This is a genomic window from Nocardia sp. NPDC019219, assembly GCF_040632645.1.
GTDB lineage: Bacteria > Actinomycetota > Actinomycetes > Mycobacteriales > Mycobacteriaceae > Nocardia > Nocardia sputorum.
Genome location: NZ_JBEYCG010000009.1, coordinates 240725 through 264166, shown reverse-complemented (window position 1 = coordinate 264166; position 23442 = coordinate 240725). Strand labels below are relative to the sequence as shown.

The following is a 23442-nucleotide window of genomic DNA, read 5'->3' as shown; positions in this document are numbered from 1 at the left end:
GGATCGGCCAACGCGGGCGCAAGTAGCCTCGTATGCCGTGACCGATCCGCTCCAGCCCCTCGTCGATCTCCCCGGTGTCCGGGACGCGGCCGACCGCGCCCGCGACGCGCTCGCCGCGGTGCATCGGCACAAAGCCAACCGGCGCGGGTGGCCGACCACGGCGGCAGAGGCCGCGGTCCGCGCGGCCCGGTCCTCGGCGGCCATCGACGGAGGCAGCACCGACATCCCCGCCGACGGGCGCGTGGCGGACCCGATCCTGGCCGGGGCGCTGCGCGTCGGTCAGGCATTGGATGGGGACGCGCTGCGGAATCTGGTCGGCACCTGGCAGCGCGCTCCGCTGCAGGCATTGGCACGGCTGCATCTGCTCGCCGCGGCCGATCTGGTGCCGCAGGAGGAATCGCTCGGCAGGCCGCGCTTCGACGCGGGTGTGGCGCAGCGGCTGGATCTGCTCGCGCAGACAGTGCTCGGTTCGCGCGCGCCCGCCCCGGTGCTCGCCGCCGTAGTACACGGGGAGCTACTGGCGCTGCGACCGTTCGGAACGGCCGATGGCGTGGTCGCTCGGGCGGCTTCCCGGCTGGTCGCGGTGTCCAGTGGGCTCGACCCACACAGCCTCGGCGTGCCGGAGGTCTTCTTGTTGCGCAGGCGCCAGGCGTACCTGGACGCGGCCGCCGGCTTCGGCACCGGGGATGCGGAGGCCGTGGGCGGATGGGTGATCTTCTGCTGCGGGGCTTTCGAGGACGGTGCGCGCGAGGCCACGTCGATCGCCGACTCGGCGGCAGGATAACCCCCCGACACACCAAAGCGGGCGGCGTTGTCTGTCGACCTCACCGCCCGCTAGCACGGACTACCCGGTTACCAAGCGTGCTAGGTGGGTTGTGTTCTGCGGCCTCGGCGACAATCCGGACATCGGCCGGTTCATCCCCGCAACCTGTGCGAGGCCTTCGCCGTCGACTATCCGTATTTCGCAGGCCCACAACGCTTCTGCCCTTGTCGCGGCGCGCTCCGCGTGGGTGCCTGGTGTCCGTGCTGGGAAGGAGGGTCGGGAGACAACGCCTTCTCTTCCGGTGCTGCCTTGGCCTTCCGCCCTTCCGTAGTTACCTTTCTACACTGTGACTGCACTCACATCAAGGGGTCGCAAGACATTGAATAATCGGCGATTTTCCCGGCGTTTCGTGGTTAAATGCCTGGTCCGCCGCCCTGTCCGCCGAGGCGGCGAAGCGCCCCGCAAGCATCTGGCGACCGGCCATGGCGAGGTGCTCCGGCGTCCGGTTCTCAACGTCTGCGGCGCAGCATCCGGTAGCTGATCGCACCGGCCAGTACCGCGCTCAAGCCGACCGCGGCCGTGGCCGCGAGCGTCGTCGAGGACGGCGCCTGGAAGCGCGCCCACAGCGAAACCGGGTTGGAGAAGGTCAGGATGGGCCAGCCGCGCGCGGCGGCCTCGCGGCGCAGATTGCGATCCGGGTTCACCGCGGTGGGGTGCCCCACCGCACTCAGCAGCGGCAGGTCGGTGATCGAGTCGGAGTAGGCGTAGCAGCGCGACAGGTCGTAACCCTCGCTCGCGGCGAGCTTTTCCACGGCCGCGACCTTGCCCTCGCCGTAGCAGTAGAACTCCACCTCGCCGGTGTACTTTCCGTCCGCCACGACCATCCGGGTGGACGCGGTGTGTGAGGCGCCGAGCGCTTCGGCGATCGGGCCCACGATCTCCTCGCCGGAGGCCGAGACGATCACCACGTCGTGGCCCCGGATCCGATGGTCGGCGATCAAGTCGGCCGCCTCCGCGTAGATCAGCGGATCGACCAGCTCGTGCAAGGTCTCGGCGACAATGGATTTCACCTGTTCGACGTCCCAGCCCGCGCACATGCTGGTCAGGTGGGCGCGCATCCGTTCCATCTGATCGTGGTCGGCGCCGGACAGCAGGAACAGGAAATGGGCGTAACTGCTCTCCAGGACGGCGCGGCGGTTCAACAGCCCTTGCGCGTAGAAGGGCTTGCTGAACACGTAGGTGCTCGACTTCGCGATCACGGTCTTGTCCAGATCGAAGAAGGCCGCGACGCGTGCACCGGTAGTGGCTGAGTGGTCCACCCGACCAGGATAGGCGGCGGTGCCGCCTCCGCATCGTCCCGGCGTCCCGGCGGGGCTCTCCGCGGGCGGACGGATCCGCAGCGCCGCGCCTGTCGTGTGGCTTTCTTGCCTTCGATCGGCCGCAGGTGGGCGGCGGATGGACCGCGCCTGCGTCCCGTCGGCACGCGTGTCCCGAGCGGCGGCGTGGCTGCGGTCGGCGCGTCGGCGAAGTTTGCCCCGCAGACGCCGACGCCACGATGGCCACAAAGATGTCCGTCGCCAGACTTGCGTTCTGGGCGGGGCTTGGGTGTAGTATTGCTGGCACCTGGACATGGTCCAGGCGCGTTCAGCCCGACCCCCCGGGGCTGAACCCGACGGCCCCAGCCTCCTCCCCCCCCGGCTGGGGCCGTCCTCTATTTTCAGGACAGTGCGGTAGGCCGACGGCCCTGGAGGTTGTCCACAGCCCGGGAGTTATCCCCATCCGGCATATCGCCCCTTCTTTCCCAGCCCGCGTTCGGCGACGCTGACCTGCATGAACTTCGAAGCGTCGGAGCCGCCCGGGCCGCCACCCGCCCTCGTGCTCATCGATGACGACCGCCTGCGCGACGAAGTCCGCCGTATCGCGGCGGCAGCGGAACGGCCGCTCGACGAGCGAGCGCAACCGGTCGGCCGACATGCGTGGACGGGCGCTCCGCTGGTGATCCTGGATACTGCCGCGGCGCGAGCGGCGGCCGCGGCGGGCTACCTGCGCCGGACCGGCGTGGTGGTGGTAACCGATGGTGAGCCAGGTTTGCTCGACTGGCAGGCCGCCGCCGCTATCGGCGCCGAACGGGCTATCGCCCTGCCCGGCGCTGCGGTGGGACTCATCGAGATGTTTGCTGAGTACGGCGAGCGGCGTGCGGGCGATGGTGTGGTGGTCGCCGTCGCGGGCGCGAGCGGCGGGGCGGGGGCGTCCACCCTGGCGGTCGCGGTCGCGCTGCGTGCCGCCGCGGAAGGGTTCCGGCACGACACCTTGCTGGTCGACGGCGCACCCTTCGCGGGCGGCCTCGACCTGCTGCTCGGTATCGAGAACACGGCGGGCCTGCGCTGGCCCGAGCTGGTGGTCGAGGACGGGCGTGTCTCCGCGACCGCGCTGCACGGCGCCCTGCCCCGCGCGGCGCCCGGGTTGGCGGTGCTGTCCTGCGGGCGTTGCGGTGCGGGAAGATTGCCACGCGAACTCGGCGCGGCCGGAGTCCGCGCTGTGATCGAAGCGGGCCGGGCCGCAGGCGATTTCGTAGTTTGCGACATTTCCGGTGAGCGGGGGCCGCATGCCGACCAGATGCTCGACTCCGCGGATCTCGTCGTGCTCGTCGTCCCGGCGCGGTTGCGAGCGATCGCCGCCGCCGAAGCGGTGTCCGCGCACATCGCGCGGCGAAACCCCAACCAGGGCCTGATCGTTCGTGGCCCGGCGCCCGGCGGACTGCACGGATCCGAGGTCGCCGAGGTACTCGATATCCCGCTGCTCGCCGCCGTCCGCGCCCAGACCGGGCTGGCGCACCGGTTGGAGCGCGGAGGGCTTTCGGTGCGCCGTCGCGGGCCGTTGCGCGATGCCGCCGACGCCGTTCTCGGTGTGCTCAGCGCACCACCGGGGCAACGACGGTGAGGAGGGGACGATGAGCGCGCTACTGACCGGCGAGCTGCTGGATCGGGTGCGGGAGCGCCTGGCCGGCGAGACCGGCGATCCGGATCCGGCACAGGTCGCCGCCGCGATCCGCGCGGAGGCCGGCGGGGTGCTCGGGGACACCGACTTGCTGCGTGCCCTTCGGCTGTTGCAGACCGAGCTGACCGGTGCTGGCGTACTCGAACCGTTGCTGCACGACCCGCACGTCGCGGACGTCTTGGTGACGGGCCCGGACGCGGTGTGGATCGATCGCGGGCACGGTCTGGAACGGACTTCGATCACGTTCGCCGACGAGGCCGCGGTCCGGCGGCTGGCGCAGCGCTTGGCCCTTTCGGCGGGGCGACGACTCGACGACGCACAACCATGGGTGGACGGCCGTCTATCCGGAACCGGTACGGCACTGGGGGATTCGTTCGGCGTCCGGTTGCACGCGGTCCTCGCCCCGGTCGCGCACGGCGGCACCTGTCTGTCCCTGCGCGTACTTCGTCCGGCTACCCAGGGACTCGACGCACTCGCCGCGGCGGGATCGGTGCCCGCCGACGCGAAGCTCCTGCTGGAGCGCATCATCCGGGCGAGGCTGGCCTTCCTCGTGGTCGGCGGCACGGGAGCCGGGAAGACGACGCTGCTGTCGAGCCTGCTCGCCACGGTGGACCCGGCGGAGCGGATCGTCTGCGTCGAGGATGCGGCTGAGCTCGCGCCACCGCATCCGCATGTGGTCCGGCTGGTCGCCAGGACCGCGAACGTGGAGGGCGTCGGCGAGGTCACCGTGCGCGATCTGGTCCGCCAAGCGCTGCGCATGCGTCCGGACCGGATCGTGGTCGGCGAGGTCAGGGGAGCGGAGGTGGTCGACCTACTGACCGCGTTGAACACCGGGCACGACGGAGGGGCCGGCACAGTGCACGCCAACTCGCCGCAAGAAGTCCCGGCCCGGCTGGAAGCCCTCGCCGCCCTGGGGGGAATGGAGCGAGCGGCCTTGCACAGTCAGCTCGCCGCCGCGGTGCAGGTCGTCCTGCATGTGCACCGCCGAGCCGACGGCTCGCGCGGCCTGCGCGAGATCGGTCTCGTGCACCGAACGGGCGACGGGCGTGTGCGGATCACGCCCGCCTGGCACAACACCGCCGCGGCCCCCGCCGCCACAGACCTCGCCGGACTGCTCACCGAGCGGCTCGACCGATGAGCGGCGCGGTGTTGTGTCTCGCGCTGGCGTTGGTCGTGGTGCCCGCGCCGCCATCACGCCGCCGGTTCGGGCAGCTGTTCATCGCCAGGGCCGAGTATCGAATGCCGAGGCCGGAGATGCTGGCGGGCCTCGGTGCCGGCATCGGCATGGTCTTCGCGCTCGTCGTCTTCGGACCGAGTCCTTTTCTCGCTGCTTGCATGATCGCCGGAACGGTCGGGCTGCGGGCTCGCCGGGTGGCGCGGGACCGCCGCAGGAACGTCGAGCAGGGGCACCTGCTCGATGCCTTGGAGGCCGTGATCGCCGAATTGCGGGTGGGGGCGCACCCGAGTGCCGCCGCCGAGTCCGCCGCGCGTGAGGTGCACGGCGCATCGGCACACGCGTTCGCCGTCGGCGCGGCCCGTAGCCGCCTCGGTGGCTCGGCGGCGGAGGGTCTGCGCAGGCCGGATTCCCCGATCGCGGCGGAGCTCGCCCGGGTAGCGAGTGCGTGGCAGGTGGCCGAGCAGCACGGCCTCGCACTGGCCGAATTGCTGTCGGCGGTCCGGACGGATCTCGCGGGGCGCCTCCGATTCCACGGCCGCACCACCGCCGCGCTGGCCGGGGCGCGTGCCACTGCCGCGGTACTGGCCTGTCTTCCGTTTCTCGGGATCGCGCTCGGCCAAATGATGGGCGCCGCGCCGCTGCACGTTCTGTTCGTCTCGTCGGCGGGGTCCGTACTGCTCCCACTCGGCGCAGGCTTGGCCTGTGCCGGCTTGCTGTGGACCGATGTGATTACGCGAAAGGTGCTGCTATGAGGTCACTTTCCTCGGTCGGGCGTGCCGCATCGAGCCCGGCTCCGCTCCTCGGAGGCCGTACCGGCAAGGCCTGCGGGTCGATGACGCGGGGTATGCGGCCGCGTGGCCTGACGGCGGTTCGTGCAAGTACTTCTCGCGCAATACATTCGCGGAGGAATGTCGATGATGGGATTCACCCCGGGAGCGGCCCTGCCATTGCTGCTGGTGGCGGCCGCGCTCGTACTCTTGCCGGGACGGGTGGCTGTGAACCGGCGGTTGCGCGCCCTCGGCGGAACGCCGAACGAACCGGCCGAGCCGTCGCACCGAGCGAAGCAAGCGATGGATCCGCTGGCTGTCGCCTCCGTCCTCGACCTGCTGGCGGCCTGCCTGCGCGCCGGGCTGCCCATGGCAGGAGCGGCTCGGGCCGTGGCGCCGCAAGCACCGGAAGGGTTCGGCGACGCACTGCGACGGGCGGCGGACTTGCTCGCATTGGGGGCGGACGCATCCACGGCCTGGGCGCAGGTGGCTCGGGATGCGAATGGGCGTCCTGGAACCGAGGAGGTCGAGTCGCTGGCACGGATGGCGCGGCGTTCGGCGCGGTCCGGGTCGTCACTGGCGGCCGCGGTGACGGAACTGGCCGAGCAGCGCAGGTCCGCGGTCGAAGACGTGGCAGCCGCGAAGGCAGAGCGGGCGGGCGTCCTGATCGGCGGCCCCTTGGGTCTGTGCTTCCTCCCGGCCTTCGTCTGCCTGGGCATAGTGCCGGTGGTCATCGGCTTGGCCGGCCGAGTGCTGGAGGGCGGGCTGCTGTAAACAACGCGCACCCTCCTACGACCGCGGCGCATACGAGGTCGGCCATGCCGCCATCGCGCGGAACATCCGCACAGCTTCGCTCGGGCACGGTTCTGTCTTGCGGTGTGTCGCGGGGCCTGCGCTCGCCAGTTCTGGACGTCGGGGTCGGCGGTGGGGAGCTGGGGGCGGGGCAGCGGTGTGCGGTAGCGACGCATCGTTCATCGGAAGAAGCGTGCTCGTGCGGAGCGGCCGCATGGGCTGGAAAGGAGGAATCGGGTGCGTATCCAGGGGGTAGCGAGGTCCGTGGGCCGGCGGATGAAGGCTGTATATATGGGCCTGCGTGCGCGAGTGCTACGGGCGGCGGTCGCGGAGGAGGGCATGAGTACGGCCGAGTACGCGATCGGCACGATCGCGGCGGCAGCGTTCGGCGCCGTGCTCTATGGCGTGGTGACGGGCGACAGCATCGTGAACGCGTTGACGAAGATCATCGATCGGGCGTTGAACACCTCCGTGTAGCCGTCGCCGCAGCCCGGCGGTGCCGTCGTGCGCCGGGACCGGGTTGTGATCGCGGGGCGGTGACGATCGAGGCGGCGCTAGCACTCATCGCGGTCGTCGCCACCGTGGTGCTCTGTCTCGGGGCTTTGCTGGCGGCGTCGACCCAGGTCCGCTGTGTCGACGCCGCCCGCGAGGCGGCCCGCCTCGTCGCACGGGGCGATGAGGTGAACGCCCGTCCAGCGGCTGAGCGCATTGCGCCGCCGTCGGCCGACATCGTCCTCCGCACCGAGGGCACTCGTGCCGTAGCCGTGGTTTCCGCGCGAACCCCACTGCTTCCCCTGCTGACCCTCCGTGCCGAAGCGGTCGCGACTCTCGAACCCGGGGCTGCGAAGTGAAGCCGGCGCCCATGATCGGCCCCGCGCGAAGACCATTACGCACCGCCTGCGGGTCTCCGGCCGCAGGTACGGTGCCGACCGGCCGCCCTGGCATCTCGAGCGGAGGTACCGACCACGGACGTGGCGTGACGCAATCGGCCCTATCGGCTGCAATCGTGTCGGCTGCTGTGACTGATGCCGCCGGAGCGGGCCGTAGCGACCGGGCCGGGTGGCTTATGCGCTTTGCGCGCGGGCTCCGTGTGTCCGGCGAGGAGGGGGTGGCCACCGTCTTCGTGTGTATAGCGCTGGCCGCGCTGATCGGCGTGACGCTTCTGATCGCGCAGGTGGGCATCGTGGTGGTCGCACGGCATCGGGCGCAGGCGGCCGCTGATATGGCAGCGCTGGCCGCGGCGGGTGCGCTGGTCGACGGCGTCGACGCCGCATGCGCGGAGGCGGACGGCGTGGCTCGGCGGATGGGGACGCGAATCCGCGTCTGCGAGGCCGCGGAGTGGGACGTCACGGTCACCGTGGAAAGGAATGTACCAATAGGTCTGTATGGGGATCGTGTCGTTCGGACGAGTGCGCGCGCCGGACCGGTTGAAGAGTGACGGAGTTCGATACACGGCCGCGCTTGCGTCGCTTCTGGTAGCGGAAATCGGCAATTCTACTGGCTGGTTAAAAGGAGGCTCACTGAATTCCCCGCACCGACCGGGATATCAAAAACCGATGAATGCGCATGTCCGCAATGGAGGGGGTGGCAATAGTCTAGTTAACATGAATCCAATCCTTTTTATTCCGACGGGGTGAAGCGGCGCCATTCCACTAGTGGATCTCCCAGCTTGTCCAGCATGTGCGCTGGCAAGGTCGACAATTGGTCACATGTCCGGCTCTGTGCCGTCACGAATCGAGCGACGCGTGTTTCCCAGTGGTCAGCTCGGCCAGCACGGCGGTGAGCAGGCGTGCCGCTGCGGCCTTGTTCAGCGGGTGGTTCCCGTTGCCGCACTTGGGTGATTGGACGCAGGACGGGCAGCCGGCCGCGCAGCCGCACGACTCGATGGCCGACAGGGTCGCCGAAAGCCACTGTCGCAGTTGCGCGAATCCGCGTTCGGCGAACCCGGCTCCGCCGGCTTGGCCGTCGTAGACGAAGACGGTGGGCAGCCCGGTGTCCGGATGTTCCGCGGTGGAGACACCGCCGATGTCCCACCGGTCACAGGTCGCCACCAGGGGCAACAGCCCGATCGCCGCGTGCTCGGCCGCGTGCAGCGCTCCGGGAACGTCCTGGGGTTCTATACCGGCCAGCCCCAGCAACTCCGGTGTCACGGTGTACATGACGGCCCTGGTGGGCAACGTCTGCGGCGGCAGGTCGAGTTCGACCAGGTCGAGCAGTTCCCCGGTGATCAGCGTGCGCAGGTAGCCGATCACTCGGCTGGTGACCCGCACCTGGGCCAGGCCGGTCGTCACGTGACCGTGCGCGCGGTGTTCGGTCACCGCGTCGACGGCGATCGAGGTCACCTGACGCGCGCTGGTGGTCCACCCTGGCTCGGCGGCGTGCACGAAAGCCACACCGTCCTCCATATCCAGCTCGTCGACCACGTAGGTCTCGCCCTGGTGCAGGTGAACGGCGCCCGGGTGCAGCGTCGCCCGGGCCCGTCCCGCGTCGGCGGTGCCCAGCAGCCTGCCGGTCTCACCGTCCACGATGGCGACCGGAGCACCGATTCCGCCCCGGACGTCCACCGCGTCGTGCGGGTGTGTCTCCGCGGTCACGTACCAGCGTGCGCGTTCTTCGGTCCCGCGCCGCCTGATCAGCCCTTTCTCGGACAACTCGGCCAGCACCGAGCGGGCGCCGAACTCCTCCACTTCGGCGTCGGTGAGCGGCAGCTCCAGCGCGGCGCACAACAATTGCGGACCCAGCACGTAGGGATTGCGCGGATCGGTGATGGACGCCTCGACCGGTTGCTCCAGCAGTGCTTCGGGGTGGTGGACCAGGTAGGTGTCCAATGGGTCGTCCCGCGCCACGAGCAGCACCAGTGAACCCTGAGTGCGCCGTCCGGCCCGTCCTGCCTGCTGCCAGAACGACGCCACGGTTCCGGGAAAACCGGAGATGACCACGGCATCCAGGCCCGCGATGTCGACCCCGAGTTCCAACGCGCTGGTCGTCGCCGCGCCCAGCAGCGATCCGTCCGAGAGAGCCGCTTCCAGATCGCGCCGATCCTCCGCGAGATATCCCGCTCGATAGGACGCCACGCGCCCTACCAGATCCGGATCCACCTCGGCCAACCACCTTTTGGCCTCCATCGCGGTCAGCTCGGCAGCCCGCCGGGAACGCACGAAGGTCAAGGTCCGCGCGCCTTCGGCCACCAGATCCGCCATGATCCGCGCCGACTCCGCGGTGGCGGGTCTGCGCACCGGCGCGCCGTTCTCGCCGGTCATCGCGGTGAGCAACGGTGGTTCCCAGAAGGCGACGGTCCGTGGCCCCTGCGGCGATCCGTCCCGGGTGACCGCGGTGCAGGGTGCACCGACCAGGCGCGACGCGGCGGTCGCCGGGTCGGCGGAGGTCGCCGAGCAGAGCACGAACACGGGATCGGCGCCGTATCTGGCGGCGATCCGCCGCAGCCTGCGCAGCACCAGCGCGACGTGCGACCCGAAAACACCGCGATAGGCGTGGCATTCGTCCACCACCACGTAGCGCAGCCTGCGCAGTACGCGCGCCCAGCGCTGATGCGATCGCAAGATGCCCAGGTGGAGCATGTCCGGATTGGTGAAGATCCAGCGCGCGTTGGCGCGTACCCACTGCCGGATCTCGGCCGGCGTATCGCCGTCGTAGGTGGCCGGATGGATATCGCGCAACGGGCCTTCATGGGTGAGCGCACCGATGGCACGCAGTTGATCAGCGCCGAGCGCTTTCGTCGGCGACAGATACAGCGCTGTCGCCTTCGGATCGGCTTGCAGCGCGGTGAGCACCGGAAGCTGGTACCCAAGCGACTTGCCGGACGCGGTGCCGGTACTCAGCACCACATGCTGCCCGTGGAACGCCCGATCCGCTGTCTCGACTTGATGGCTCCACGGCGCCTCGATGCCCGTGTCCCGCAACGCGGCAACCACTTCCGGCGACGCCCACGCGGGCCAGACGGAGTGGTCAGCGGCTCGCGCGGGGAGTTCGGCCACGTGGGTCAGGCGGTGGTCGCCTTCCGGCGCCCCGGTTAGGACACGATTCAGCAACGATGTCCCGTAGCTGAACTCGCTTCCCGGCCGTCCACGCAGCGCTGAGTCGGGTGGATTCACCTCCGGAACCCCGCAACACGCTCGGGAAGTGTGAAACGTGTGCGTCCCGGAACCGCTACCTGCCATTTCGATACCAAATAGCGACCTGGGTCACAGCTTCTTTGCCGAACGTCCACTCGGTTATCACCAGGCAAACGAACCCCGAGTCCGGATTCCGCCATTGTGTCCCTCACCTGCGCATTCGCAAGATCAACTTTTTTGCAAATTGTCGGTAACTCGACTGTTGAATTGCCCGAAGACATGGTTCACTAGTTCCTGGTCGCAAGCTTCTGTGTTCGAGGGACGGATCCAAAGTCCAAACCGTCAGCAGGATCGATGTTGCGAACGGTGTGCTTGGTGCTTTCCTGCAGGGGGAACCAACAGTACAGCGGTCGGAACGGACCCGGTGGACGAACCCAGTTGTCCGCCGTTCCGGTAAGAAAAGAGAAGGAACAGAATGGCACAGGGAACTGTGAAGTGGTTCAACGCGGAGAAGGGGTTCGGCTTCATCGCGCCGGAGGACGGCTCCGCTGACGTCTTCGTCCACTACTCCGAGATCCAGGGTTCGGGTTTCCGCACCCTCGAGGAGAACCAGAAGGTCGAGTTCGAGGTCGGCCAGGGCACCAAGGGCCCGCAGGCCACCGGAGTGCGTGCGCTCAGCTGAGCGGCGCAAGATCCACAGCTCGTCCCTCACCACCGGCAACGGGGTGAGGGACGAGCTATATCTGGGGTAGTCACGGCCCGCGTGAGCCGGCGGAACCGACCGCCGAGCATGCCGCGGCGCAGGTGTGGCGAAACGACAAGGCATACTGATTCGAACTGACGGGCGTACGCTCGGTGGTTCGAGTCGCAAGCACTCGACCACACGCGGCGTCACGGTATAAACGTGTCTGGTGCGACATTCAGCCGTCGCAGCCGCTCACCCCAAGCCGCGCACAGCGGAAATACGCAGCGCGGGTCGATCAGGAAAGGTGTATTCGCCGGTGGCAACACGAGACCGCGGTGCAGCCGACCAGGGCCGTCCCCTGCGTCGTCTCGTGATCGTCGAGTCCCCGACCAAGGCCCGCAAGATCGCGCCCTACCTGGGTCGCAACTACACGGTCGAGGCGTCGGTCGGTCATATCCGGGATCTGCCGCGCGGAGCGGCCGACGTCCCGGCCAAGTACAAGGGCCAGTCCTGGGCGCGCCTCGGCGTGGACGTGGACAACGACTTCGAACCCATCTACGTCGTGAGCCCGGACAAGAAGGCCAAGGTCACCGAGCTCAAGAGCCTGTTGAAGGACGCCGACGAGCTCTATTTGGCCACCGACCCCGACCGCGAGGGCGAGGCGATCGCCTGGCACCTGCTGGAAACGCTCAAACCCAAGGTGCCGGTCCGGCGGATGGTGTTCCACGAGATCACCGAACCCGCGATCCAGGCCGCCGCCGCGGACACCCGCGACCTCGACAACGATCTGGTGGACGCCCAGGAGACCCGCCGCATCCTGGACCGCCTCTACGGCTACGAGGTCAGCCCCGTCCTGTGGAAGAAGGTCATGCCCCGGCTGTCGGCGGGCCGCGTGCAGTCGGTGGCCACCCGGGTGATCGTCCAGCGCGAGCGCGAGCGGATGTCGTTCCGTTCGGCCGAGTACTGGGACATCGCCGCGAAGCTCGACGCGGGCAACGGCGAGGCGAGCGACGCGACCAATCCGAGGACCTTCGGCGCGCGTTTGGTCACTGTCGACGGCGCGCGGGTCGCCACCGGGCGCGACTTCGGATCGGACGGGCAGCTCAAGGCTGTCAACGGCGTCGTCGTGCTGGACGAAGGCTACGCGCGGCGGCTGGCCGAGGCGCTGGACGGCGCCGACCTGGTGGTCTCCTCCGCGGAGGCCAAGCCGTACACCCGTAAGCCCTATCCGCCGTTCATGACCTCGACGCTGCAGCAGGAGGCGGGTCGCAAACTGCGCTTCACCTCCGAGCGGACCATGCGGGTCGCTCAGCGACTGTACGAGAACGGCTACATCACCTATATGCGTACCGACTCGACGACCCTGTCGGAGTCGGCCATCGCGGCGGCGCGTGCGCAGGCGACCCAGCTCTACGGGTCGCAGTTCGTGCACCCGACCGCGCGGCAATACAACCGCAAGGTGAAGAACGCGCAGGAGGCGCACGAGGCGATCCGTCCGGCGGGCGACACGTTCGCCACGCCCGGCGAACTGCACGCGCGGTTGGACAACGACGAGTTCCGTCTCTACGAGCTGATCTGGCAGCGCACCGTCGCCTCCCAGATGGCCGACGCCAGGGGCACCACGCTGACGCTGCGCATCACGGGCGTCGCGGGCACCGGCGAGGAATGCGTGTTCTCCGCTTCCGGCCGCACCATCACGTTCCCCGGCTTCCTGAAGGCCTATGTGGAGAGCGTCGACGAGGAGGCGGGCGGGCAGTCCGACGACGCCGAGTCCAGGCTTCCCGCGCTGGAGGAAGGCCAGGCCGTCACCGCGGTCGAGTTGAACCCCGATGGGCACAGCACGAATCCGCCGGCGCGCTACACCGAGGCGTCGCTGATCAAGACGCTCGAAGAACTCGGCATCGGCCGTCCGTCGACGTATTCGTCGATCATCAAGACGATCCTCGACCGTGGTTACGTCTACAAGCGCGGCAGCGCGCTGGTGCCGTCGTGGGTCGCGTTCGCCGTGATCGGCCTGCTGGAGGAGCATTTCGGCCGGCTGGTCGATTTCGACTTCACCGCTGCCATGGAGGACGACCTCGACGCCATCGCCGGTGGACGCGAGCAGCGTGGAAACTGGTTGTCCAGCTTTTACTTCGGTGGCGATCACGGCGTGGAAGGGTCGGTCGCGCGCTCCGGCGGTCTGAAGAAGATGGTGGGGGAGCGGCTCGACGACATCGACGCGCGCGAGATCAACTCCATCAAGCTGTTCAACGACGACGCCGGGCGCGACGTCGTGGTCCGGGTGGGCAAGTACGGGCCGTACCTGGAGCGGATGGTCGCCGATCCCGATGACCCCGAAGGCAATTCGGTGTCCCAGCGGGCCAACCTCCCGGACGACCTGCCGCCGGACGAGCTCACCCCCGAGGTCGCCGAGAAGCTGTTCGCGACGCCGCAGGAGGGCCGTTCGCTCGGTGTGGATCCCGAGACGGGGCACGAGATCGTCGCCAAGGAAGGGCGTTTCGGTCCGTACGTCACCGAGATCCTGCCGGAACCGCAGGCAGAGGACGGGCAGGGACCGGCCAAGAAGACCGCGAAGAAGGCCGCGGCGCCCAAGCCGCGCACCGGTTCGCTGTTCAAGTCCATGGACCTGGCCACGATCACGCTCGACGACGCGCTGAAGCTGCTGTCGTTGCCGCGCGTGGTGGGCGCGGACCCGGACAGCGGCGAGGAGATCACCGCCCAGAACGGACGCTACGGGCCGTACCTGAAGAAGGGCACCGACTCCCGTTCGCTCAACACCGAGGACCAGATATTCACCGTCACGCTGGAGGAGGCGCTGAAGATCTACGCCGAGCCCAAGCGTCGTGGGCGGCAGGCTTCCAGCGCGGCCCCGCTGCGGGAACTCGGCAACGACTCGGCCTCCGGCAAGCCGATGGTGATCAAGGACGGCCGCTTCGGCCCGTACGTCACCGACGGTGAGACCAACGCGACGCTCCGCAAGGGCGACGAGATCGAATCGATCACGCCGGAGCGGGCCATGGAGCTGCTCGCCGACCGGCGGGCGCGCGGACCGGTGAAGAAGACCGCGAAGAAGGCCGCGGCGAAGAAGGCGCCCGCGAAGAAGACCGCGGCCAAGAAGACCGCCGCCAAGAAGGCGACCACGACGAAGACGGTGGCCAAGAAGACCGCGGCACAGAAGACGGCCGCGAAGAAGACCGGCGTCGGGAAGTCGTGAGTTCTCGCTCGTGGCGACAGCCGTAGCCTGAGCGCCATGGCTACCGAACAAGAGCGCGAGGATCTGATCGCGATGCTCGCCGACCAGCGTGAGCTGTTCCGCATCACGCTGCGCGGCATCGATGACGAGCAGGCGCGGCGGCGGACCACGGTGAGTGAGTTGACCCTCGGCGGGTTGCTGCACCACCTGGTCAGCTGCGAACGGCACTGGACGTCGGTGATCGTGCGACGGGACGAGAACGCCGAACTGGACGTCTCGAAGTTCGGCGGCGAGTACGTCATGGCGGCCGAGGAGACCGTGGCGGGCCTGTTGGCCACCTGGGACGAGGTGGCCGCGGCGACAGCGGAGCTGATCCGAACGGTGGACAGTCTCGACGTCTCGATACCGACTCCGACGTCGCCGTGGGTGCCGGAGCGGATCTGGCAGTCGGTCCGCTACACGGTGCTGCACATCCTGCGGGAGATCGCGCATCACTCCGGGCACGCCGACATCATCCGCGAGGCGCTGGACGGGGCGAACAGCACACAGCAGCGCGCCTCCTGACTCGAACAGGGCTGTCGAGCGGGCGCAATGGCGCTCGCCGAACGGTCGGGAGATCTCGGCGATGGTCGAAGGATTCTCCAGCGCATCGCCGAGCGCGGAAACTCTTCGAGCAGGCGCGAGCGCCCTGGCTGGTCCGGGCGACAAGACGTGCCGGTCCAGCGCGTCCGTGGACGCGATCCGGGAGTCGGCTCGCTGGTCAGGAACCAGCAGGACTGCTGCGGGCCGTACGGGGTGTTCGACGGAGTACGCACGTCGCAGTTGCGGCGAGGGTGGTCCGGCATCGGCCCGAACTGTCGGGAGGTACCGATAGGGTGTACGCCGTGGCGGGAGTCTTCGATCGGTTGGTCGGCCAGGAGGCGGTCGAGTCCGAGCTGACGGCTGCCGCCGTCGCGGCGCGCGGGGGCGCGGTCGAGGGCGCGATGACGCATTCCTGGTTGTTCACCGGCCCGCCGGGGTCGGGCAGATCCGTCGCGGCGCTGTGTTTCGCGGCGGCGTTGCAGTGCACCGACCCGGGGACGCCCGGGTGCGGCAGGTGTCACGCCTGCACCACGACCATGGCGGGCACACATGGCGACGTTCGCCGCGTGGTGCCCGAGGGGCTGAGCATCAGTACGAAGGAGATGCGCGAGATCGTGCAGGTGGCCTCACGCAGGCCGAGCACCGGCCGCTGGCAGGTGGTGGTCATCGAGGACGCCGATCGGTTGACCGAGGCGGCAGGAAACGTGCTGCTCAAGGTCGTCGAGGAGCCGCCGGACCGGACGGTGTTCCTGCTCTGCGCGCCCTCGGTCGATCCCGAGGACATCTCGATCACGTTGCGCTCCCGCTGCAGGCACGTGCACCTGGTGACGCCGTCGGTGCCCGCCATCGCGCGGGTGCTGCGCGAGCGCGACGACCTCGACGAAAAGACCGCGACCTGGGCCGCCTCCATCAGCGGCGGCCATGTCGGCCGGGCCCGCAGGCTCGCCACCGACGCGGAGGCGCGCGCCCGCCGCCAGCGCGCTCTGGCCTTGGTCGCCGCGGTCGGGAAGCCCGGCGCGGCCTACGCCGCCGCCGACGAGCTGGTGCGCGCGGCCGACGACGAGGCCAAGCAGATGAGCGCGGCCCGCGACGAACGCGAGCGCGAGGAACTCGCGACCGCGCTGGGCGCGGGCGGCACCGGCAAAGGCGCGGCGAGCGCGACCCGCGGCTCCGCCGGCGTGCTGAAGGACCTGGAGCGGCGGCAGAAGTCCCGCGCGACCCGCACCGGCCGCGATGCCCTCGACCGCGCCCTGATCGACGTGGCGGGCGTCTACCGGGACGCACTGGCCGTCCGCTTCGGCGCCACCAGGCTGGGCTCCGGCGTCGCCCTCACCCACCCCGACCTGTCCGACGAGATTCACGATCTGGCCGACCGCATGCGACCCGAGGGCCTGCTGCAGTCCATCGAAGCCGTTCTCGCCTGCCGCACGGCGCTCGACCTGAACGTCAAACCCCGTTTCGCCCTCGCCGCCATGGCCGCCGCCCTCATCGCGGCCCGCGCGCAGTGACCGTGACCACCCGTTTTCGCGATCGGGCCGTGAGACGATAGACTGCCCTGGCCGAAAGGCACGCCGCCTTAGCTCAGTCGGTAGAGCGCTTCACTCGTAATGAAAAGGTCGGGGGTTCGATTCCCCCAGGCGGCTCCATCTACCAGCGGAAACTCAGATATTTGCGGGCCGTAATCAGGCCCGATGACACGGAAACGACACGGTTTAGCTTGCGTGGCGGTCCAGGATTGCCGTGAAGTCGGGCGCTTCGTGCGGCTTGTCGATGTAGTGCTTACGGGCCGTCGCGCCGTCGTCGGCGTGGCCCAGCTGGCTTGCTGCTCCCTCTGCGCTGTGCTCGTTCGCAATCAGTGTCGCAACCGACTTGCGGAACGTCTTCGGCGTGACCCAGGCGAAGGTGGTCCCTCGCGCTTCTCGCCAGGTGCGGCGGAAGTTGTGCGGGTCGTAGATGTCGCCGTTCCGGTTCGGAAAAACCAGATCGAGCTTGTTCGGCGTCGCGTCGAGCTTCCGGCGCATGAGGGTGTCCACAGCGAACTTCGGCAGCGCGATGGATCGATATCCGGCGTCGGTCTTGGTCCACTCCTGACGGATAAGCCCCTTGCCTTCTCCGGTGCCCTTCAGGCGAATGATCGTCCCGCAGATCGTCACCCTAGGAACCTCAGCGGCGAGATCTAAATCACACCAACGAATCGCCAGCACTTCGCCAGGGCGCACGCCAGTGCCGAGGAGAACGTCTGCAATATCGAGGATCATCCGGGAGCGCTTCGGGCCAGACACGTACGCCGGGGTGCCGTCGATCTCGGCACCGGACTGCCACACTCTGAGCTGTTCCCGCAATGCCGTCAACGTCTCGATGTCAGCTGCGCGCGGCTTCTCGCGCTTCTGGTGGATGCGTGCGACTTCTCGGACCGGGTTCTGGGTGATGGCGTCGTGCCGGACAGCGAGCCCCATCATGCCGGACAGGATCACGCGATGGATGCGCGCCTTCCATGCGCCGACCTCAGCGACCTTCTTCAGGTGGCGGTCCAGTCGTGAGGTAGTGGCCTCCCTGACTCGCACGCCTCCCAGGGCGGACTTGATTTTGATGGTGTCCTTCTTGGCGCGCTTGTCGGTGGAGATGTCGATCTCGTCGCGGTACAGCTCGATCGTCTGGGGCGTGGTTCGTTTCTCGTATTCGAGTTCGTTCAGCCACAGGTCCGCCAACTCCGCAAGTTTGGTCTCGCGGGTAATGGCCTTGTCCTGTCCAGGGTTACGGTCCTTGAGCTTGTCCTTGAGGTTGCCCTCTGCCTTGGCCTTGGTCGGCCCGAATGCTTGGACTGTTCGAGTTTCGCCGTCGTCATCGCGGTAGCGGGTCGTCGCGCGCCAACTTCCGTTGGACTGCTGCTTGCAGCTGATCTTGCCGTAGGTGCCGATGGCGAGTGCCTGTCTGGGCACGGGTGTTCTCCTTGCTAGATTCTGTTGTGGGTCAATCAGTTTGGCGTTCGAGGCCGTCTATCAAGTTGTCGCCGGATGTGTGACCGAACTTGACGTAGGGAAAGTTCTTGGTGAACAGATCTGCGGCTGCGCCGACAATCAACTTGTCGTAGATGTCTGTGAGCGAGTCCTCTTCTAGGGCGTCGGCAACGGCGCTGCCTGACGGTATGGGGTAGTAAGGCGGGACTATCCAGGGCTTGCCTCCCTCGTCATGTTTGATGGCTTCGCGGTAGGCGGCTTCGGTGCGGGCGCGGGCTTTGCGTACGGCTGCTTCGTGTACGCCGAGGTCTACGAGTAGACGCAGTGCGTCCCGACCGCCTTGATTTACCGCTGCTGCACTGGCTGGGTCGATGCTCCACACGGTGTCTTGCAAGATGTTGAGGAAGCCCACCGGGGACGTGCCCACGGTGTAGGGGCCTTGCCGTCCTAGCGAAAGTTCTACGCAGAATTGAATGATGTCGGCTTGGCGTTCGGCACGGTTCCGGCTGCGTGTGGCTAATTCGAGTCTGGTTTCGGCTTCCCGGATCGCGGCTTCGTGCTCCGCCAGTTCGCGACGGACCTTGCGCGCCAGGTAGACGAATCCGCCTCCGTCGGGGGCAAGTTCGGTGGCGTCGATGTTCAGAGCTGTGGCGACTTCCAGCGCTTCGGTGAATCGCATCGCTCGTTGACCGGTCTCGACGCGCGACAGGGTGCCCTGCGACCAGTTGACACCAGCAGCGCGCAGCCTCTCTGACATCTGCTCCTGACTCAGGCCAAGCCTGACGCGGAGGACTTCCAGGCGCTTGCCAACCGCGCGGTCAGCATCCATGTCAATGTGTCCTTCCTCACGTTATTTCGTCTCCTTCAGTGGACGACCAGGCATTATGCAGTTTTTCGACAATCTGGCCGCCAATCTAGTCTGTACTATGATATGCGATGAATGCAAATGGGCTTCATCGAGAATTGCGATTGGAGGCGGGATGGAAACGTCTGCGCTGATCAACGGGGATGACTGGCTCACGCGCGAGGAACTGGCGGCGCGGCTGAAGGTGCCGGTCAAGACGCTGGCGGCTTGGGCCGCACGCTCGCCGCAGAAGGGGCCGCGCTACGCACAGATCGGACGCTACTGCCGTTATCGGCTCTCGGATGTGGTCGCGTGGGAAAACGCGCAGTTCGAGGACGGCAGCGTTTCGGATGCTGCCTAGGAAAAAGAGAAGCCCCTGCCAGTGCTGCAACACGAACCGGGGCTCGAAACACCCGACTACCAGGAAGGATGTTCCAGCAACAGTGACCGAGTCTACAGCAACCGACAGCGCGCCCGATCAGGTCGGGGCGCATGTGGATCACGCGTTGGCGTATGCGCGTGCGGGACTGGGGGTGCTGCCGTTGGCTCGTCGGGGCAAGGTTCCCGTGACCAAGCACGGCAAGGACGACGCGACTACCGACGCTGAACAGATCCGCGCATGGTGGTCGCGTAACCCGGCCTACAACATCGGGGTTCGCCCGCCCGCCGGGGTCGTCGTGCTCGATGTGGACCCGCGTTCGGGTGGCAGCGTTGAAGCGTTGGGGGAGATTCCGAAAACCTGGACCGCTGTCACGGGCGGTGGCGGCTGCCATTTGTGGTTCCGCTGCGGCGGCAAGGTGCGCGGCAAGCTCGAAGGCGGGCGGGGTATCGACATCAAGACCGAAACCGGCTATGTCGTAGCCCCTCCGAGCGTGCACCCGAGCGGCACCCGGTACTGGTGGGCCAATCGGGCGCGTATCGCACCGTTGCCGGAGCATCTGCGTGGTCGGGTGTGCGTGCCCGTGGTCCTGCCGTTCCGCTCGTACCGGCGTCGCGGTGGCTCGGGTGAGGGGCTGGTCCGGATCGTTCGGCAGGCTGCGCCGGGGCAGCGCAACAACGTCCTGTTCTGGGCCGCCTGCCGCGCCTACGCCGAAGGCGGCGATCCTGCCGTGCTGCGAGCGCTCGCGACTACGGCTCAGGAGATCGGGTTGCCCCGCCACGAAGTCGACCAGACGATGCGGTCAGCGCAGCGGGGTGCGGCGTGACGGTACTGGTGGACTACGCGAACGCGGTGGTGGATTCGACCGACGCGCCGGAAGTGGATTTCTGGCAGGCGCGGCCGGTGCTGACCCATGTGCGGGACTTCGCGCGGGCTCGGATGTGTGGGCCGTGGTCGACGTTGGGTGTGGTGCTGGCGCGTGCTGTCGCGTCGGTGCCGCCGCATGTGCTGTTGCCCGCGACGGTTGGCGGTCCGACGTCGCTGAACATGTTCGTGGCCCTGGTCGGTCCTTCGGGTGCGGGCAAGGGGGCGAGTGAATCCGCGGCACGTGATGCGGTGGTGTTCCTGGACCACGGGGGCAAGCTGATTGAGATCCCGGTGTTGCCCCTGGGTTCGGGCGAGGGTATCTCGCGGACGTTCCGGCCCGCAGGCACACCGGACGACGCGGGCAACGAGGTTGAGCGGGTGTTGTTCGCTGTGCCCGAGATCGACACTCTTGCCTCGCTTCTCGGTCGGCAGGGTGCGACGGTGGAAGGCGAACTCCGCAAGCTCTACAGCGGAGAACAGCTCGGCTTCACCAACGCGCAGAAGGCAACCCGGTCGGTCGTGGCAGCGCATTCGTATCGGGCCGCGCTCACGGTCGGCGTGCAACCGTTGCGGGCCGAGACGCTGTTCGCGGGTGCCGATGGCGGCACCACACAGCGGTTCGTGTGGCTGGATGTCCGCGACCCTGGCGCACCCGACATCACCCCGGTCGCGCCGGAGCCCTGGACGGTTCGTAGTCCTGCGTGGCTGCCCTGCGAACTCGCCATCCCGAAGCGGGCGCACGCCGCGATTCGTCGTCATCGACTGGCGCAGTTGCGTGGTGAGAACGTCGATGCGCTCAACGGTCACGCACTGCTGTGCAGGCTCAAGGTTGCGGCGGCGCTGATGATCTTGGACGGGCGCAGCGTCGTCAGCGATGAAGACTGGACACTGGCCGGAGATGTGATGGTGTTCTCCGACCAGACCCGCACCGCCACGCAGCGGGCGTTGAACGAACGGTTTACGCATGCGAATCGGGCCAAAGGGATCGCGTCGGTGGAACGGGAGGAAGCCGAACACGACCACCGGCGCGGCAAGGCGCGTGACGCAGTGTTGACCGTCCTGCGCGGGAAGAATGGCCCCGAGTTGACCGGATCGGAGATCCGCAGACGTGTGAACAACATGCACCGCCCGGTCCTCGAAGACGCGCTGAACGACCTGGTGGACGCGGGCCTCCTCATCGCCACCGACGCTCACGGTGGCATCCGCTACCGGTTGACCGAAGCCGGGTAGCCCGTACACGGTGTACGGGACGTACACCCCTCAAAACTAGGCTCTACCAGCGAGAATGAGGGGTGTACCGGCCGTACGCGGTGTACGCGCGCCCGATGAACCAAGGAGCCCTGCCACCTTCCTCGAACGAAGGGGCGGGGTCTTCCGTCGGTCTAGAAATAGTCTTTGAGCATCTCGGTGGACCATGGAGCTTGCCGGACCTCTCCACGTGGGCCGAACTCGGCAAACCACGGCTTGATGTCCAGCACGGGAGTGCCGTCTACCGCGTCCAGTTCGGTTACGTGCAGGTCCAAGCCCTCTACACGGAGCAGCCGAGTACGGGATACCCCGAGCCAGTTGAGGCGTCGCATGTTCCGATGCCCGAAGATGCCGACCTTCGGCCATGCGGGGTTGTCGCGTGCACTGCGCGCGCCGAAGTGCAAATCGGTTTGGTCGGTCAAGTGGAACCGGAACACGATTTCGAGGTGGCTGAACGCGTCCAAGCCTTGCACGGACTCTTCGGTGAACCGGGGATCATCTATACGGATGATTGCCTGGGTACCGCCCCAGTGATCGTCTGTAGGTTCGCGACGGCCACCCACCACATGGGCAATCGGCACTACTTCAAACACTTCGTCTGCCATTCGACCTGGTCCTACTTCCCGTTGGCGGCTAGGTAGTCTGCGGCCCGTTCATCGATCTCGCTCGCAGCTGCGATGTGCCGATAAGGTGCCACGGTTGCGCGTATGTCACGAGCAACTTTCCTGGTGCGCCCTGACTGGACACCGTCCATGGTGTCGAGTGCCGATGTCCAGGTAGCGCAAGCCTGTTCGAGTTCACCTCTGTGGGCCTGCACGGTGCCGAGGTAGCCGAGCGTTACCGCGTGAGTCCGGGTGAATGCTGTGGCCTGGCGTTTGCGGACACTGAGCTGGAACTGGTCGGCGGCCCCTGCGAGGTCGCCCGCGTCCCGCAACGCGCAAGCGGTTTCGTGGGCAAGGCTTGCTTCGGAGAAGAAGAACACCCGAGTGGGTTCGTGATCCGCGTCGGAAGCGGCCGCAAGGTCCTGTTCGGCCTGGAGAAGGACTTTCGCTGACTCGGCGGTCCGACCGGCCGCGCTCAATGCCTTGGCGTGGACAACCTTCAGCAGCGCCCGCTCACGTGGGCAAGCGGCTCGGTAGCGGTTGCCGTTGACCGAGGCTTCGGCAAGTTGTAGCCCTTGTTCGGGGTGCCCGAGGTCGACGGCTTGGTGTGCCATGGCGCGCAGTACGTGACCGGCCAATGGGTCGTCATCTGCTTCGGCTGCAAGCTGGGTCGATGTGGCGAAGTAGCGCTGTGCGGCGGCGTGTTCGTCGTTGTCGAACGCCATCCAGCCGACCAGGTATGCCATTTCGGCTGCCGCTGCGAACATGTCACGTCGGACAGTCTCGCTGGCAAAAGAGCTTTTCAGGTAGCTGGTTACCTCGTTGGTCAGGTATTGAACGACGGCGGTCCGTCCATGTCCGCCACCAAGTCGCTGATCAATCTGCGAGAACACGAGCATTACGTCTCGCACGGCGGCTACGTCGGCTTTCCCCACGTGTCGAACGCCGGCTTCGTTGTGTGGCACGCCAGACGCCGCCGGGTCGAGCCAGCTCGGGAGCAGGACGGACGCGGTGAGTGCTGTGGAGTATCCAACACGTAGGAAAGAGCGGCGTTCCACGTCAGCCTTTCCGAGGTTGAGCAAGGTCACTAGCGGGTCTTGGATACGACCAAAACGCTTTTCATACCACGCTATGACATCCGGCGTCGGCGTGCGCTGTCCGGTCTCGTAGTAGGCAAGTACGGACTTGCTGTAGTGGATCTGGGTAGCCAGTGCAGCCAGGGACACTCCAGCGGCTTCGCGGGCTGCTCGAAGCTGCGCACCGACGATCGCGGCGTGACTGTCCATACCGCCGAATCTAGCTGGTTTCGGACGCGTATTAGCTGGTTGTGGATGCGTTGTGGACACCAATCCGTATTTCTCGGCTCATCTTCCATGGTCATCTGAATGTGCGCCCGGCAGGGAGCGCGGAACCGCAGATACCGCAGAACATCCCGTCCTCGGGTACCGATCAGGGGGTTGTCGAGGACCGGGCGCACCCTAAGCCTTTCCGATACGAGTAGAGGTCTTCATGG

At 67.6% G+C, this 23442-nt stretch carries 21 protein-coding genes and 1 tRNA gene; 16 read left to right on the top strand and 6 right to left on the bottom strand.

All coding sequences use genetic code 11. From position 1 onward, the window contains the following. Positions 1–37 precede the first annotated feature (37 nt). Positions 38–784 carry an oxidoreductase gene (locus ABZ552_RS19240; RefSeq protein ID WP_281876913.1) on the top strand — a complete coding sequence of 249 codons (747 nt, stop codon included), beginning with the start codon at positions 38–40 and terminating at the stop codon, positions 782–784. Between the two features lie 488 nt (positions 785–1272). Here the strand turns inward: ABZ552_RS19240 and ABZ552_RS19235 are convergent, their stop codons facing one another. Next, the gene (locus ABZ552_RS19235; RefSeq protein WP_281881277.1) at positions 1273–2157 is read right to left on the bottom strand and encodes an HAD-IB family hydrolase; all 885 of its coding nucleotides are present in this window, start codon (positions 2155–2157) and stop codon (positions 1273–1275) included. Positions 2158–2593: 436 nt separating this feature from the next. On the opposite strand from ABZ552_RS19235, the gene ssd reads away from it, so the two are divergent. From ssd to ABZ552_RS19200, 7 genes are all read left to right on the top strand, one after another. Beyond that, positions 2594–3703: a septum site-determining protein Ssd gene (ssd, locus tag ABZ552_RS19230; RefSeq protein ID WP_281876915.1), complete on the top strand. Its 1110-nt coding sequence runs from the start codon at positions 2594–2596 to the stop codon at positions 3701–3703. 10 nt (positions 3704–3713) lie between these two features. Continuing rightward, entirely contained in the window at positions 3714–4898 is a 1185-nt protein-coding gene (locus ABZ552_RS19225; RefSeq protein ID WP_357438701.1) for a TadA family conjugal transfer-associated ATPase, read from the top strand. Beyond that, entirely contained in the window at positions 4895–5689 is a 795-nt protein-coding gene (locus tag ABZ552_RS19220; protein ID WP_357438698.1) for a type II secretion system F family protein, read from the top strand. The genes ABZ552_RS19225 and ABZ552_RS19220 overlap by 4 nt, the downstream gene beginning before the upstream one ends. Positions 5690–5854: 165 nt before the next feature. Further along, positions 5855–6478, top strand: a complete 624-nt coding sequence (locus ABZ552_RS19215) for a type II secretion system F family protein (protein WP_281919410.1) — start codon at positions 5855–5857, stop codon at positions 6476–6478. Between the two features lie 294 nt (positions 6479–6772). Further along, entirely contained in the window at positions 6773–6973 is a 201-nt protein-coding gene (locus tag ABZ552_RS19210) for a DUF4244 domain-containing protein (protein WP_281876918.1), read from the top strand. A 59-nt stretch (positions 6974–7032) separates the two neighbouring features. Continuing rightward, the gene (locus ABZ552_RS19205) at positions 7033–7347 is read left to right on the top strand and encodes a TadE family type IV pilus minor pilin (RefSeq protein ID WP_281876919.1); all 315 of its coding nucleotides are present in this window, start codon (positions 7033–7035) and stop codon (positions 7345–7347) included. 125 nt (positions 7348–7472) lie between these two features. Then, entirely contained in the window at positions 7473–7934 is a 462-nt protein-coding gene (locus ABZ552_RS19200) for an Rv3654c family TadE-like protein (protein ID WP_357438695.1), read from the top strand. Between the two features lie 289 nt (positions 7935–8223). Here the strand turns inward: ABZ552_RS19200 and ABZ552_RS19195 are convergent, their stop codons facing one another. Then, positions 8224–10545 (bottom strand): DEAD/DEAH box helicase, encoded by a 2322-nt coding sequence (locus ABZ552_RS19195; RefSeq protein WP_357438692.1) that lies wholly within the window; start codon positions 10543–10545, stop codon positions 8224–8226. A 499-nt stretch (positions 10546–11044) separates the two neighbouring features. Here ABZ552_RS19195 and ABZ552_RS19190 point away from each other — a divergent pair, with 499 nt between their 5' ends. The 5 genes from ABZ552_RS19190 (at position 11045) to ABZ552_RS19170 (ending at position 16678) form a co-directional block, all read left to right on the top strand. Beyond that, on the top strand, positions 11045–11251 hold the full coding sequence (locus ABZ552_RS19190; RefSeq protein WP_011206895.1) for a cold-shock protein: 207 nt from the start codon (positions 11045–11047) through the stop codon (positions 11249–11251). Between the two features lie 373 nt (positions 11252–11624). Then, positions 11625–14471 (top strand): type I DNA topoisomerase, encoded by a 2847-nt coding sequence (gene topA / locus ABZ552_RS19185; protein WP_357438726.1) that lies wholly within the window; start codon positions 11625–11627, stop codon positions 14469–14471. Between the two features lie 36 nt (positions 14472–14507). Next, positions 14508–15014, top strand: coding sequence for a DUF664 domain-containing protein (locus ABZ552_RS19180; protein WP_357438689.1), 507 nt, complete (start codon positions 14508–14510; stop codon positions 15012–15014). 320 nt (positions 15015–15334) lie between these two features. Continuing rightward, complete coding sequence (locus ABZ552_RS19175) at positions 15335–16540, top strand: DNA polymerase III subunit delta' (RefSeq protein ID WP_281876922.1); 1206 nt, start codon at positions 15335–15337, stop codon at positions 16538–16540. Positions 16541–16602: 62 nt separating this feature from the next. Further along, a tRNA-Thr gene (locus tag ABZ552_RS19170) sits at positions 16603–16678 on the top strand. A 66-nt stretch (positions 16679–16744) separates the two neighbouring features. On the opposite strand, the gene ABZ552_RS19165 is transcribed toward ABZ552_RS19170, so the two are convergent. Both ABZ552_RS19165 and ABZ552_RS19160 read right to left on the bottom strand, forming a co-directional pair. Next, positions 16745–17971 (bottom strand): site-specific integrase, encoded by a 1227-nt coding sequence (locus tag ABZ552_RS19165; protein WP_357438687.1) that lies wholly within the window; start codon positions 17969–17971, stop codon positions 16745–16747. Between the two features lie 31 nt (positions 17972–18002). Continuing rightward, positions 18003–18818: a helix-turn-helix transcriptional regulator gene (locus ABZ552_RS19160; protein WP_357438684.1), complete on the bottom strand. Its 816-nt coding sequence runs from the start codon at positions 18816–18818 to the stop codon at positions 18003–18005. 151 nt (positions 18819–18969) lie between these two features. Here ABZ552_RS19160 and ABZ552_RS19155 point away from each other — a divergent pair, with 151 nt between their 5' ends. The 3 genes from ABZ552_RS19155 (at position 18970) to ABZ552_RS19145 (ending at position 21309) form a co-directional block, all read left to right on the top strand. Further along, entirely contained in the window at positions 18970–19194 is a 225-nt protein-coding gene (locus ABZ552_RS19155) for a helix-turn-helix domain-containing protein (protein ID WP_357438681.1), read from the top strand. An 82-nt stretch (positions 19195–19276) separates the two neighbouring features. Next, entirely contained in the window at positions 19277–20038 is a 762-nt protein-coding gene (locus ABZ552_RS19150) for a bifunctional DNA primase/polymerase (protein WP_357438678.1), read from the top strand. Further along, positions 20035–21309, top strand: coding sequence for a hypothetical protein (locus tag ABZ552_RS19145; RefSeq protein WP_357438675.1), 1275 nt, complete (start codon positions 20035–20037; stop codon positions 21307–21309). Before ABZ552_RS19150 ends, ABZ552_RS19145 begins: the two co-directional genes overlap by 4 nt. A gap of 152 nt (positions 21310–21461) precedes the next feature. Here the strand turns inward: ABZ552_RS19145 and ABZ552_RS19140 are convergent, their stop codons facing one another. Then, positions 21462–21932 (bottom strand): SAM-dependent methyltransferase, encoded by a 471-nt coding sequence (locus ABZ552_RS19140; RefSeq protein ID WP_357438672.1) that lies wholly within the window; start codon positions 21930–21932, stop codon positions 21462–21464. A gap of 11 nt (positions 21933–21943) precedes the next feature. After that, positions 21944–23215: a helix-turn-helix transcriptional regulator gene (locus ABZ552_RS19135; protein WP_357438670.1), complete on the bottom strand. Its 1272-nt coding sequence runs from the start codon at positions 23213–23215 to the stop codon at positions 21944–21946. Positions 23216–23442 lie beyond the last annotated feature (227 nt).

Bases quoted from the DNA above. Each gene is read 5' to 3' on its own strand.
- ssd (WP_281876915.1), top strand. From the start codon at position 2,594: ATGAACTTCGAAGCGTCGGAGCCGCCCGGGCCGCCACCCGCCCTCGTG.
- ABZ552_RS19225 (WP_357438701.1), top strand. From the start codon at position 3,714: ATGAGCGCGCTACTGACCGGCGAGCTGCTGGATCGGGTGCGGGAGCGC.
- ABZ552_RS19220 (WP_357438698.1), top strand. From the start codon at position 4,895: ATGAGCGGCGCGGTGTTGTGTCTCGCGCTGGCGTTGGTCGTGGTGCCC.
- ABZ552_RS19215 (WP_281919410.1), top strand. From the start codon at position 5,855: ATGGGATTCACCCCGGGAGCGGCCCTGCCATTGCTGCTGGTGGCGGCC.
- ABZ552_RS19210 (WP_281876918.1), top strand. From the start codon at position 6,773: ATGAAGGCTGTATATATGGGCCTGCGTGCGCGAGTGCTACGGGCGGCG.
- ABZ552_RS19190 (WP_011206895.1), top strand. From the start codon at position 11,045: ATGGCACAGGGAACTGTGAAGTGGTTCAACGCGGAGAAGGGGTTCGGC.
- ABZ552_RS19180 (WP_357438689.1), top strand. From the start codon at position 14,508: ATGGCTACCGAACAAGAGCGCGAGGATCTGATCGCGATGCTCGCCGAC.
- ABZ552_RS19160 (WP_357438684.1), bottom strand. From the start codon at position 18,818: ATGGATGCTGACCGCGCGGTTGGCAAGCGCCTGGAAGTCCTCCGCGTC.
- ABZ552_RS19155 (WP_357438681.1), top strand. From the start codon at position 18,970: ATGGAAACGTCTGCGCTGATCAACGGGGATGACTGGCTCACGCGCGAG.
- ABZ552_RS19140 (WP_357438672.1), bottom strand. From the start codon at position 21,932: ATGGCAGACGAAGTGTTTGAAGTAGTGCCGATTGCCCATGTGGTGGGT.
- ABZ552_RS19135 (WP_357438670.1), bottom strand. From the start codon at position 23,215: ATGGACAGTCACGCCGCGATCGTCGGTGCGCAGCTTCGAGCAGCCCGC.